The organism is Paraburkholderia sp. IMGN_8 (assembly GCF_038050405.1).
Lineage (GTDB): Bacteria > Pseudomonadota > Gammaproteobacteria > Burkholderiales > Burkholderiaceae > Paraburkholderia.
Window position 1 is genome coordinate 3,265,840 of the sequence record NZ_CP150901.1, and the last position, 12,864, is coordinate 3,278,703.

Here is a 12,864-nt window from a genome sequence, read left to right on the forward strand (position 1 = left end):
CCTTCTATCGACTCACCGCTCCGATGCCGCCGAAGCCGTTTCATTCATTCTTGTTCAGGTCGATATCGGCAAGAAGTAGGGAGACCCGTCCAAAGGGATGGGGAAAGACCCTCCAGTTCCGGTGTCGCTCAGAGGAAGCCGTTGAGGTCGTCTGAGTGACTCGGCAGCACGAGCACGCCCATGTCGAGCGCGATGCGCACGAGACCGGTGACATTCTTGACGCCAAGCTTGCGCATCAGACTCGCGCGGTGTTTCTCGACGGTTTTCGGGCTGAGTTTCAGATACTCGCCGACCTGGCGATTGGTGTGGCCTTCCGCGACGAGCCGCAACACGGTACGTTCCCGGCTGGTCAACGTGTTCCAGACCTGCGTGGGTTGCGGAACGCCAGGCAGCAACTCGGGCGACGCGCCGCGGTGTCGGTGAGCGTCGAAAGCCGGGTTGCATTTGCCCTGCATCACAAGACGCATTTCGTTGACGAGTTCTTCGAACGATGCATCCTTGATCACGTAGCCATCCGCGCCTGCCGCCAGCGACGCGCGCACGTGCTCGTCGCTGCAGTGAATCGTGAGCGCAATGATGCGTATCTGCGGCGTTTGCCGTTTGATCACGGCGATGGCCTCGATGCCGTTCATGCACGGCATCGAGAGATCCATCAGTATCAGATCGGGCCGTAGCGTACCGGCGAGGCAGCAGGCCTCGAGTCCATCCGTCGCCTCGCCGGCAACCGTGTAATCGGGCAGGGAGGACACCATCGTGCAGAGGCCGCCGCGCAGAAGATGCTGGTCTTCCGCAATCAATACCCGATACTTCTTCTCCACTTTGTTCGCTCCCGGCCGGAACCCGCGCGACTAGTTCGAGGCGATGACTTCGTGGTAGGCGCTCAACAGTTCAGCCGGCGTCGCGAGACCGTCGATACGCAGCCATGGCTTGCCGGGCGCGGCGCGGAAAAAGGCCACCGCCGTGTGATTCATCTTGTCGCCGCGATAGACGTTGAATGCGCGTTGGGCGGCGATGCTCGCCTCGACCGTGCCGGTGTAGTGCTGCCATTCGGGGCCCGCATCGAACCGGGCGGCGTACGCCCTCAGGCGTGCCGGCGTGTCCTGTTCGGGGTCGATCGAGATCGACACCAGATGGACCTTGTCGCGATCGGCACCCAGCTTGCCCTGCAATTCCTCGAAGGTCTGGCTGACCATCGGGCAAATCGTCGTGCACGTCGTGTAGATGAACGTCAGGATGACCGGGCGGCCGTCGTTCAACTCATCGACCAGAGAGACCGCCTTGCCGTCGTCACGAACCAAGGTGACGGCAGGCAGCGTGTATTCGACCGTCGAGCGCATCGTGCCCGCCGTCATGTCGTGGTGGTGCATGTGCATCGCGGCGGCGGCCTCTTTCGCCGGTGCCTGCTTCATGTCCGTCATGGTGTCGTGAGGTTGCGCCTTCACTGCTGCACTATCGGCCATGCCTTCGGCGGTTGCCACTGTTGCGCCGAGGCTGGTCAGCCCGGTGCCGGCCAGCACGAATGCGCCTATCATCCATGTGCGGTTGATCTTCATCGCGGTCTCCAGATACGGAACAAGGAACGAGGCGCGTCGCCCAATGCGTAGCCGCACGCGCTCCGCCCTGTCTGTTCAGTCTCATGAATCCGCTCTCGCGCGTCATTGGATAAAGCCCCCCAAAGCGCGGTAGGGGATGCCTACCAGAGGAAAAGCCCGCCACTTGCCGCGCGGGGTGTCCCCCCCTTTGCGTTCGGATATGCCCCGTTGGCAGATATGTATGCTGAGGCCTACAATCCGTTAGCAGCTTAAGGTCTCCTTAAGCGAACTCGCTGGGAGACCCCATGGATGCAAGCCAACCCGAGGGACGACAGCTGAAGTTGCGCGACCTCGTCGAGGCGATGCGCAAGCTGGGGATCGCGTCCCGGCTCCACGAACCGCAAGCGGGCAGCGTCACCGACGCACGCGGCGCGGCGCTCGCGATCCTGTCGCCGGATGGCTTGTTCCTGTCCGCAAACCGCAGCGCGGCAGCGCTGCTGGGTTATGCCAGCGGCGAGCTGGTCGGCCGCCGGCTGCTGGATATGGCGCCCGAGAGCGATCGCGCTTCGCTCGCCGCTCATCTGTCCGCGGAGCCCGCTCGCGAGTTTCATTCGTTCAGTACGATGCTGGCCGGCCGCACCGGCCGCCCGGCCCGGCTCATGCTGCATCAACAGCTGATCGCAGCGGATCAGGACGAGGACCGCGCGTGCCTGACGCTCTTCGAAGAACCGCTTGCGCCCGACGCGCCGCTTACGGACGATGCCGAGTCATCCGAGGCAGGGGCACGCAATCGGCTGAAGTATCTGATGATCGGTCAGCACCGTGAGCGTCAACGCCTCGCCGCCGACCTGCACGACGGCCTGGGCCAGGCGCTGACGCTGATCAAGCTGATGGTCGAGGACGCCCGCATGCGTCTGCGCCGCGGACAAGCCGAAGACGCCGCGCAGAAGCTGGACGCCACCGTATTGCAGATACGCGAGACCATCGGCGAAATGCGGCAGATTTGCGGCGAGCTGCGCCCGCTTACCCTCGAACGGCTGGGCCTGCCCGCGGCACTGAGCACACTGTGCCGGGGCGTGGAGCGCGGCGCGGGGCACCTCGTGGTGAGCTTTCACTGCGACGTCGACGACCGGGATGTGCCGGAGCATCTGAAAGCGGACATCTTCAGAGTCGCGCAGGAAGCGCTGAACAATGCCGTCAAGCATGCCGCCGCGAGCGCAATCCGGCTCGCGCTGCAGCGGATCGAGACGGGTCTGTTGCTGACGATTCAGGATAACGGAACCGGCTACGACACGCGTCCGCTCTCTTCGGAAGAAGTGAGTTCAACCGGTCTCGGCCTGACCGGGATGCAACACCGGGTCGAATCGCAGGGCGGTTTTCTCTCGGTTCACTCCTCCGACAACAACGGAACGCTCGTGTCGGCGAGCTGGACACTCTGACGCGCAGCGCCGCGCCTCACCTTGCCGCCGATCCGCTCACCCGGGACACCGGCAATTCCGCGTTACCGCCCGCTTCAGTCGATGGGTCGGTGTGTGCCGCCGGCAAGTGCACTAGCGTATCGTCAGTACCGCGCTCGGCGCATTTGGTCGCGAGAGACGTCAACAGGCCCATGCTGATGGCGACCAGCACGAGCTCCGTCAAATTCTCGATGGCGAGCTTGTGCATGACGCTGGCGCGATACTTCTCGATCGTCTTCGGGCTGAGGTTCAGATACTGGCCGACCTGCCGGTTGGTGCGCCCTTCGGCAATCAGCTTCAGCACGCTGCGCTCGCGCGCCGTCAGGATGTCCCAGGCCTTCTTCGGCGCCACGGCTTCGTGCCCGGTAATGAACGAGTCGACCATGTAGCCGTAGACGTCGGCGCTCAGATGCTTTTTCCCCTGCATCACCGCGCGCATCGCAACGATCAGTTCATCGAACGAAACATCTTTCAGCACATAGCCGTCGACGCCCGCGCGAAGCGCTTCTCGCACGTACTCTTCGTTCTGGTGGACGGTGAGCGCGACGATATGCACGTGCGGCGAGCGGCGCTTGATCGCCGCGCTGGCGTCAATGCCGTTCATGCCGCGCATCGACAGATCCATCAGGATCAGATCGGGGTTGAGCGTCATCGCGAGATGGCAGGCTTCCTTGCCGTCCCTCGCCTCGCCGACCACGTCGTAATCGCCTTGCGCCGAAAGCATGGAACACAATCCGCTGCGCAGCAGATCGTGATCTTCGACAACCAGTACGCGATATTTGATATTCACGATCGCCACTCCTCGTGCGACATGGCCGGTTGAGTACTCAACCGGAAGGCTGCCATTTGGCGGGCCAATATTCTTCTTTCAATTATTTCTTTCTAATGCTTTTCATATTTATTTCTTTAACCTGACATATTCATGTGACAATACTGCTTTAGTCCCCGTGCTGCCTTATTTCGCAAGGTTCGGGCCACCGGCCTGCGGCCCGCATCCAGCGTTGTTGTGCGTCGCAAAAGGTAAAATCAATTAGCAATTTCAGCCCAAAACGTTTCAAAAATGATCATTCCCGGGCTGAATCTGACATTGGTAATAATACGAATGGAGTATGCTTCGCGCGTAAATCGGCCAATAATTAACAGCGCCTGCTATTGACCATCGTTTACACCGGAATTATTTTCTTCCTTTGAAGCGGCTTGCGAACGCCGCATGATCCTGACGTCGTAACGATCCATTACAGACGTAACGTTTCTGCACACAGGGTGAAAGCCCCCCAGGCGGCGCTTTGAAAAGGAGGAGAGTGCCCCATTGCTGACGTCCTTTTACGCGAACCACAATGGCAACGCGGAGGGATTTCGAACATGTGCAGGCGCCCTTCTTTCCTGTCGATGAACACGCTACGAGCCGTCTCGATCGTGCTCGGCGTGACCTCGGCTGGCGTCGTGCATGCGGACATATTCGGCACAGTCGACAGCAAGGGCGCGATCGTCCTGACCAACGCGCCCGGCAAGGTGGGATTGAAGCTCATCGTGGCGGGAGAGCCGCCGGCCGAACCCGACGCGAAACGAACCCACGCCGCGTTCAGCGCCACTATCGATATCGCGCGTTTCGCCGATGTGATCGACGAAGCAAGCCGTACGTTTCACGTTCAGCCCGAACTGCTGCGAGCCGTAATCGACGTCGAGTCCCGCTTCAACCCGAACGCGGTATCGGACAAAGGAGCGCAGGGACTCATGCAGTTGATGCCCGCAACGGCGCGGCGCTTTTCCGACGGCAACATGTTCAATCCGCGCGACAACGTACTGGCGGGCGCGCGCTATCTGCGCTTTCTGCTCGACCTTTTCAAGGAAGACATGGAGCTCGCGCTGGCCGCGTACAACGCAGGAGAGAATGCGGTGATTCGAGCCGGCTACCGTATCCCGTCCCTGCCCGAGACACGCCAATATGTGCCGCGCGTACTCGCCCGCTATCGGCGGCTGCTGACGGCCAGCGGCTAGGTCCTGGTGAGCGAGAGAGTAAGTTAGCGAGTGAGTGAGCCGAGCGGCAAGCGCCGCACGACGCTCTCTATAACTTGCCGTAGCTATGCAGCCCCGACAGGAACATGTTCACGCCGAGGAACGCAAAGGTCGTCACCAGCAGGCCGGTCAGCGCCCACCAGGCCGCCACCGCGCCACGCAGGCCCTTCATCAGGCGCATATGCAGCCACGCCGCGTAGTTCAGCCAGACGATCAGCGCCCACGTTTCCTTCGGGTCCCAGCTCCAGTAGCCGCCCCATGCTTCGGCGGCCCACAGCGCGCCGAGAATCGTCGCGATCGTGAAGAACGCGAAGCCGACGGCGATCGACTTGTACATCACGTCGTCAAGCACGTCGAGCGCCGGCAGGCGATCGGCCAGCACGCCGCGCTCTTTCATCAGATACGCGACGCCGACCATCGCCGACAGCGCGAAACTGCCGTAGCCGATGAAGTTCGCCGGCACGTGGATCTTCATCCACCAGCTTTGCAGCGCCGGCACCAGCGGCTGGATCTGCTGCGCGTCGCGCGCGACCGAGTACCACATCAGGAAGCCGACGGCCGCGCTGATCACCAGCAGCACGAATGCGCCGAGCGCGCGGGTGTTGTAGTGCTGCTCGTAGTACAGGTAGAACAGCGCGGTGATCAGGCTGAACAGCACGAACACTTCATACAGGTTCGAGATCGGAATATGACCGACGTCCGCGCCGATCAGGTACGACTCGTACCAGCGCACCATCAGCCCGACAAAGCCCATCAGCACCGCGGCCCAGGTCATCTTCGAGCCGATTGCGGCGCCGGTCGGCGAGCGCGACAGCAGGCCAATCCAGTAGAACACCGTGGCGAATACGAAGAGCGCGCTCATCCACAGAATCGCGGACTGGCTCGACAGGAAATACTTCAGGAAGAACGCGTTATCCGCGCGCGTCAGATCGCCCTGATAGATCTGGATCGCAAACAGCGACAGCGCCGCGATACCCACCATCAGCGGGCGCACCGGCTTCCAGCGCCAGCCGAGCACGACGAACACCGGCACCGCGCACACCAGCACCAGTTTGTCGTAGTAGTTCATGAACGGGTGATAGCGCGACAGCGCGAACCCCGCGCCCGCGACCATCGCGAGGGCGAACAGCCAGTCGGTCATGCCGAGGCGCTTCAGGAACGGCCGCTCGTCGAACTGCGCCGATGCCTGAGCCGCGGTCATCGCGGCGCCCTTTTGAGGCACGGCCGCTGGGTCCGGCTCACCGGCATCAAGAGACAATCGTGTCAGATTCATGGTCTTCACCGTTGCGCAGAGATTCGCTCCGACGCTTCATTCGCGCCACGCAAACCCGCCGGCCGGCCTCGCGTCTGAATCGCTGCGCCTGCGAGCGCAGCGATACGTAAAGCAAGTTGGCTCATTGATTGGCCTGAGGGCTGGCCGGCGCCTGCGGGTCGGCTGAGGGGCTGGCCGGCGCTTGCGGGTCGGCCTGGAGGCTGGCCGGCGCCTGCGGGTCAGCTGGCGGGCTGGCCGATGCCTCGAGCTCCGGCGGAAACGCCTCCACGAAGGCCGCGACGGCGCGCATATCCTCCTCCGACATATTGGCGCAGACCGCCTTCATGATTGCACCGCGGGGCCTATCTTCGGTGCGCTGGAACACCGTGAGCTGCTTCACGATGTAGTCCGCGTGCTGCCCAGCCAGACCAGGAAACTTGTCCTTCCCCTCACCGTGCTGGCCGTGACAGGAAACGCATGCCGCGACGCCCTTGTCCGGCAGGCCCGATGCAAAAATCGCTTTCCCCCGGTGAATGAGCGCCGTGTCGCCGGGTTCACCCAGAACCGCGTGCTGACTTGAAAAATACGTCGCAAGCTCGTCGATCTGCGCCTCGCTCAAGTGGGTAAAGCCCCACATGAATCGTTTGGCGTTCGGGTCGGATCGGGCATGATTCTTGAAGTCCGTCAATTGATCGACAAGGTATTCCCGTCGTTGCCCCGCCAGCTTGGGAAAGGTCGGCGATACCGACACGCCGTTCGCGCCATGACAGTTCGAGCAAACTTGCAGAGCAATTGTCTTTCCGGAGACAGCCGGATTATCGACTGCCCGGGACCGTTCCAGGTCGTGACAACCCGACCCGACAAGCAACATCCCAAGAGAGATGAACTGCGTCAATTTGTTCATGTAACGAACCTCCAAACTGCTCTTACCGCCCTTTAAGGCCGCGCAACAAAGCGCAGCGCAATCAGTGCGTAGTTCAACGCCCCCCGTTTTCGCCGGTACTGCATGAACGCGGGGCACCTTTCCTTTATTCCAGGCAAACGCGACAAGTTTTAGTCGGAAACGCTGGCGTGGATGTCACCAATACGCCGCCCACAGATAGACAAACAGCGTGTCGTTGTCTCTTGCATTGCGTCCATTACCGTCGTAGTTGTTTGAGGCGCCAAGGAATTTGGTGAAATGCGTGTACTGCACGCCGACGCGGATGTTTTGCACTGGAATCCAGAATATTTCAGGCATCCACCCCTGCGTGTTAGGAGAGAAATTCGCACTGCCTGAGTAAGCCGCGCTGTCGGGGCTGCCCGTCGTATTGAAGAAGGACAGGCTGACACCGTACTTGGACTGATAAACGTACGATGCCTTGAGCCGCAGCGTGTTCAGATTCCCCGCAGTGCTATCGCCCAAAACGAAATTGTTGGGGTCATGAATATTCTCTCGAACATAGCGCGCCTGTGCGGTGATCGTGTGCGGTTCCAGCAGGTACTCGTACTGCGCATCCAAGCCATAATCGCGAAAGCGGGTCACGCCTTGGCCGAATATGGGGAAAGCATTTGGGTCGTTGGGGTAGACGTCAACACTCAACCCGAAGGCGCCCAACATCACGCTATGTGGCCCCCAGTCGCGAGTCAGGGCGATGCGTGCATAGGGGTTGTAGCCGCGCAGATAGGTCTGCGGGTGAGCCGTGTCGCCTGGTTTGTTGCCATGGCTCAGGAATGACCAGATGCCGTCGGCAGTGCTGTACGCCGTCAATTCAGCGTAGACAGTCTTGTTCCAGTACAGATAGCCACCCATGCCCACGACCTGCTGGGCCAGTCCTCCCTCGATGAGCGGCAGGTTCTGGATGCGCGCAACCGGGCTGATCGTCGAGGAAATGTACGGATAGCTCCAGGCAGGTGCACTGTTCCAGACGTCCTGCACGGTCGGATTGTTGTGGAGGGTCAGGCCGAGAATGAAGTCGTCGGAGTCCCCCATGATCCTGTCCACGAAACGGAAGTCGGTGTTGTCCGATGCCCAATGCCCCTGCCACTTGCCGTCGGCGTCCTGGTGATCGTAGTTCGCGTAGGTGAACTGGGTAAATCCGCCGATCTTGTCGGTTATTTTCCCCGCAAGGAAAATACTGGCCGCGTCGAATATCGGCAGGCCATTTTTGGGATTGATGGGCGTCCCGCTGGAGTCGAGGTTGCTCCTTGTCTTGCTCAAATCGGCACTTCCCATCACGGCAATCGGAATCGTGCGTTCGCCGAGGGTATAGCCGTTCAGCTTGAACATTCGCCCATAGGGTGTCAGTTCAGGAAATTGGCCGCCGGCGTGACACGCTACGCAGCTTTGCCCCGTCTGGCGCGCGAATACGGGCAATGCGTGCGCGGTGGAAGTCAGCAACAGACAAAGCGCCGCGAGTGCGGCTACCGAGCCGCGGCGAAGCAGACGATAAAGCGCCTGGTTATCGATACTAGCCTTTGACATGGCTGTCTCCCCTGCGCCGTCTCCCGGCTGCCTAACACCACGAGTGGTAAAGACCTGGAACTACATCAATGGCAGTTCACATTGCTCACTGCACGCCACACTTTCATTGTGCAAACGCGTGATGAAGTCCGACAGGGGTCAACGTCCTACTCTTTGGGTAGGAGGGCGCTCCAGTCCATCGCGTTCGATTGCCGCCCGCGGTTCTCAGGAAACTACGGCACTACCCACGGACCGTCGGCGACGAGCCGCATGCTGTCAGGCTCCGCAAACCGGACGATATAGCCGCCCTTGGACGCGAAGTGCTGCCCCGGCGCCAGCGTCAGGCGCGGATAGTAGCCAGTCAGGATGCGGCGTTCAAGCATGTCCTGGATACGCTCGATCAGATATTCCCTGCCGAATGCATCGACCATATGGCTGAGCGTCTCAGCAAGCAGGCCGCACGCGAGATAGGTGTCCGCCTGGACCTGTGGGGCGACCATCGGAATTTTGCGGATCGAGAACCAGCCGAACGCATAGTCGACACGGACACGCCGACCGTCCGGCAAGTCGAACGGATACGCAAGGCGCGTGACGCCGCGCCAGCTCGCTGACAATGGCGCGTTATCCAGCCCGCCCAGCAGCCCCGACATGAACACCGTGTCCGATGGTGGCAGTGAACGGCCGAGCGCCGCGATGTCGGGCGGACGCAGCCACAGCACGAGCACGTCCTTACGCGAAATGCCATGCATGGCGCGCGCGACGCTGGCGTCTCGTGCAAGAACGCGGTTCGCCACCGCAATGCCGTGCCCCTTCAATGCGGCGGCAAGCGCCTGTGCACCCTGCTCGCCGTTGTCGCCCGTGCGGTAGACCTGCCAGACTCTTGGCATCGCTTGCGGCGGCTTGCTGCCGGCTTCATCGAGAATCCGCCCGGCAAGCAGATCCGCCTCCAGCAGCACGCCCTTCGAGAAATAGACGGAGTAGAAATCGTGGTCGGTTTCGACCGGCACTTCCACATTGGGAAAGAGACAGGGCACGGCCTCCTGCTCGCAGAACTCGTGGACCGGGGTCCAGTTCTTGCCCCCGAGTCCCGACAGCACCGCAAGCACCGGCTGCTCCGCCAGATAGCGCCTCAACTGTTCATGCCAGGTCGCCGGCGGGCCGCTCAGCTCCCACACATGCAGCTCCCAGCGTCGATTGACCATGAACATCATTTTGCGCGACGAGCGCAGTGGCGGCGTCGCGCCAAGCGGAAACACGTTCTTGTCATCGAAGTACTGCTTGAGCACATCGAGCATGCCGCGCCGTTTCACCGGGTCCGCATCGGGTGTAATGATCGTCGCGAAATGCAGCACCGTGTCCGTGACACCCGCCGGCGCGCGTCGATCGAGACGCTTCAGATAGCCGATCAGCGCTGCCATGTCGGTGTCGTTCAGCGTGTACTGCGGCATCAGATTGCTGAGCGGCTTGCCTTCCGAGTCGACCCCGTCGCGTATCGCCCTTGCGATCGTCGCGTCGGTGTAGGGCTCGCGATTGGTGCGCATGCCTGGAATGTAGGGTATGTCGAGATCGTCGGGGCTGTCCGCGCGAGGATGGACCAGATACCGGCCGGTGATCGGCGGGATGCTGGTCGTTCCCTCTCTGGAGCCGAGACCGCTGCGCCGATGGCAATTCATACAGGCCGCTGCGGCGCCGCGCAGGTTCACGCCGCCGTCGTGCATCGCTTCGAGCGGTTCGCCCGAACCCAGCACACCTTTCTGGAAGATCGCTTCCCCCGTGCTCGCTGTCGTGACCGGCGGCGCTGCGGGAGCACAGTTCGCCTTGCCCACCTGTACCATCAGCACGGCGAGCAACACGCATTGAACGAGCGTGCGCGCCGCGCGCGGCCGCGCCCGCGCGATGGCTTCCCGGCTGCCCCAAGCGCAGTCCATGGCTACGGCGTCGGCCGGGTCATCGCGCGAAGCACCGGCGGCGAGGCGCTGGCGTCGACCGACACCGAATTGCGGTGGCCCTGCGAGGCGGGCCTCGTGAACATCGCATCGTCCAGCGGCGGATTGAGCGATAACTTGTCGATCGTCAGCTTGTCTCTCTTGCCGGAAGCCGCGGCGCCGCTTTCGATCGTGAACGGTATCTGCAAACCATCCACGTTCTTGTAGTCGCTGTACTTCACTTCCACTGTGACCGGCCCGTGAGCGCCCCGCGCCTGGCGGTCATACTTCACATCCAGAAAGCTTTGCGCGTCGACCCACACATGACGGGTGACACCGGAAGGCAGCTTCACGCCAAGGCGGTAGGCATCGTGTCCGTCGACCTTATCGGTACCGTCGAGCGTGACATCGACACCCTTCGCCTGATGGTCGATCAGCAAGCCGTCGATGACCTGCTCGTCATGCGCGGACTTCAACTCGTCCATCGTGTACGGCCGAAAATCTCCGTTGCCCATCACGCTCGGGCTCAGCTTCCAGCCCTGCCGGCCGTCGAATACCCGGATCGCCTTCTGGTTGAGCACGGTGATCTCGAAACGTGTCTTGTTCGGGCGCTTCAGCGCGAGCATGAACGGCAGATCCTGCGCCGGGGCGTTCGCACTATCCACGTGCCCGACCCAGACCATCGTCTGAATCTTCCGCCATGCGTCGAGGCCGCCCCTCGCGGCGACGTTCTTCTCGACGATCTGGTCCGCGCTCAGATCGTGCTCCGCCGGTATCTGCTCGCTCGCGTACACCGCCACCGTCAGGCAGCCGACGAGCATCCACAATACGATTCTTGTCATGGCCGTGAACCTCGCACGGATGTTCGGCTAGTGGCTCGGCACCTTGGCCATAGCCAGTTGCGGTTTCGCAAACAGGGTGTCGTCCGTTGGCGGATTCACCTTGACATGCTCGATCGTCAACTTGTGCGGCTGTTTGCCGCCGGTGACAACGGTCTCCAGCGTGTGCGGCACGACGAGCCCACTTTCTTTCCGGTAATCGCGATAGAAGATGGCGACGTCGTGCATCTTGCCGTCGAGCTTGCGCGGTTCGCCGTCGATCTTAAGTTCCAGAAAGCTGCTTGCGTCGATCCAGATGCGGCGTGACACATGGTCTTTTGTCGTCAGCTTCAGGACGTACGCGCGATGCCCTTCCACCTGTTCCATGCCCAGCGCCTCGACCCGCGAGCCCTTGCTCGCATAGTCGATCAGCGGCCCGTCCAGTTCAGCCGACGTCGCAGCCGATTTGGCCTCCGCAGGCGTATAGGGCTCGACTTCATCGCGTCCGAGGAAAGGCCTGACTTTCCAGCCCTGCGCGCCGTCGTAGACCTGATAGGCCGCCTTCTCGTTGAAGCGAACCTCGAATCGACTCTTGTGCGGCCGCTTCAACGTCATCGTGAACGGCAGCTTGGTGTTCTTCGTGCCGCCGGCCTCGATCTGCCCCGTCATCGTCATTGCATTGACCGCGTGCCACGCCTGAAGCCCGCCGCGTGCCGCCACGTTCCGCTCGACGATCTGCGCCGCACTCAGATGACTCGCCGCCGCGGCCTGAGCCGTTCCTGCGGTCGAGGCCGCGAACGCAACCGGGCCGGATGCCAGAACACCCGCCACAGAGGCTGCGGAGAGCGCCATCAAAAGAAACCGGGTCATGAGTCACCTCCCCTATTTATGTAGCAGATCGCTGTTCCGCGATCATTCGACAATCAGTCCGTCGATATGGAGCGAGCCGACGAATACGTCGACGCGGTCCCCCGCCTTGATCGGATTGCCCTTGTTGGAAAACACCATCCAGTATTCCTGACCGACTTCCAGTGGACCGGTCTGGCGCAGTTGGCCGATCTTGTCCATCACCGGAATCTCGAGCAACGCATGGCTCGCTTGCCCGTACAGATAGGCAGTCGCGGTCTTCTCGCCGAGCAGATGCGCCGCCACCGGATCGGTCACGCGGTAGCTGAAGCGAATCAGATTGCCCGACGCCGTGCGGCGCACGCTCAGGTTGTCGATGCCCTTCATCAGCCCGTAGTAGTTCTTCGCGTGCTGCGACATGCTCACGGGCAAATACGGCGAGTGCCTGGGCGTGGACGCCGCCGGTGCGCCCGGCTGGGCCGCGATCGCCTGAACCACGGTCGCGGCCAGACAGACGCTGCTCGCGAACAGCACCGCCGGCGGCATCGAGAGGGATCGAAGTTTCATTGCAGCAT

Annotated in this window: 12 protein-coding genes; 2 read left to right on the forward strand and 10 right to left on the reverse strand. The window is 61.8% G+C overall.

The annotated features are described in order from the left end of the window. Positions 1 to 128 precede the first annotated feature (128 nt). On the reverse strand, positions 129 to 818 hold the full coding sequence (locus tag WN982_RS35890) for a response regulator transcription factor (RefSeq protein ID WP_341316732.1): 690 nt from the start codon (positions 816 to 818) through the stop codon (positions 129 to 131). A gap of 30 nt (positions 819 to 848) precedes the next feature. Continuing rightward, the gene (locus WN982_RS35895; protein ID WP_341316733.1) at positions 849 to 1,553 is read right to left on the reverse strand and encodes an SCO family protein; all 705 of its coding nucleotides are present in this window, start codon (positions 1,551 to 1,553) and stop codon (positions 849 to 851) included. A 284-nt stretch (positions 1,554 to 1,837) separates the two neighbouring features. Between WN982_RS35895 and WN982_RS35900 the strand changes: the two genes are divergently transcribed. Continuing rightward, on the forward strand, positions 1,838 to 2,971 hold the full coding sequence (locus tag WN982_RS35900; protein WP_341316734.1) for a histidine kinase: 1,134 nt from the start codon (positions 1,838 to 1,840) through the stop codon (positions 2,969 to 2,971). Positions 2,972 to 2,987: 16 nt separating this feature from the next. Here WN982_RS35900 and WN982_RS35905 read toward each other — a convergent pair whose 3' ends face one another. Continuing rightward, on the reverse strand, positions 2,988 to 3,779 hold the full coding sequence (locus WN982_RS35905; RefSeq protein ID WP_341316735.1) for a response regulator transcription factor: 792 nt from the start codon (positions 3,777 to 3,779) through the stop codon (positions 2,988 to 2,990). A 599-nt stretch (positions 3,780 to 4,378) separates the two neighbouring features. Here WN982_RS35905 and WN982_RS35910 point away from each other — a divergent pair. Continuing rightward, positions 4,379 to 4,987, forward strand: a complete 609-nt coding sequence (locus tag WN982_RS35910) for a lytic transglycosylase domain-containing protein (protein ID WP_341319534.1) — start codon at positions 4,379 to 4,381, stop codon at positions 4,985 to 4,987. A 67-nt stretch (positions 4,988 to 5,054) separates the two neighbouring features. Here the strand turns inward: WN982_RS35910 and ccsB are convergent, their stop codons facing one another. The 7 genes from ccsB to WN982_RS35945 form a co-directional block, all read right to left on the reverse strand. Further along, entirely contained in the window at positions 5,055 to 6,206 is a 1,152-nt protein-coding gene (gene ccsB / locus WN982_RS35915; protein WP_341319535.1) for a c-type cytochrome biogenesis protein CcsB, read from the reverse strand. Between the two features lie 193 nt (positions 6,207 to 6,399). Next, the gene (locus tag WN982_RS35920; protein WP_341316736.1) at positions 6,400 to 7,161 is read right to left on the reverse strand and encodes a c-type cytochrome; all 762 of its coding nucleotides are present in this window, start codon (positions 7,159 to 7,161) and stop codon (positions 6,400 to 6,402) included. Positions 7,162 to 7,335: 174 nt separating this feature from the next. Further along, positions 7,336 to 8,721, reverse strand: coding sequence for a cytochrome C (locus tag WN982_RS35925; protein WP_341316737.1), 1,386 nt, complete (start codon positions 8,719 to 8,721; stop codon positions 7,336 to 7,338). Positions 8,722 to 8,933: 212 nt separating this feature from the next. Continuing rightward, positions 8,934 to 10,628, reverse strand: coding sequence for a cytochrome C (locus tag WN982_RS35930; RefSeq protein ID WP_341316738.1), 1,695 nt, complete (start codon positions 10,626 to 10,628; stop codon positions 8,934 to 8,936). Between the two features lie 2 nt (positions 10,629 to 10,630). Further along, positions 10,631 to 11,467 carry a hypothetical protein gene (locus WN982_RS35935; RefSeq protein WP_341316739.1) on the reverse strand — a complete coding sequence of 279 codons (837 nt, stop codon included), beginning with the start codon at positions 11,465 to 11,467 and terminating at the stop codon, positions 10,631 to 10,633. 27 nt (positions 11,468 to 11,494) lie between these two features. Continuing rightward, the gene (locus tag WN982_RS35940) at positions 11,495 to 12,313 is read right to left on the reverse strand and encodes an outer membrane lipoprotein-sorting protein (protein WP_341316740.1); all 819 of its coding nucleotides are present in this window, start codon (positions 12,311 to 12,313) and stop codon (positions 11,495 to 11,497) included. A 42-nt stretch (positions 12,314 to 12,355) separates the two neighbouring features. Next, entirely contained in the window at positions 12,356 to 12,856 is a 501-nt protein-coding gene (locus WN982_RS35945; RefSeq protein WP_341316741.1) for a hypothetical protein, read from the reverse strand. Between the last annotated feature and the right edge of the window lie 8 nt (positions 12,857 to 12,864).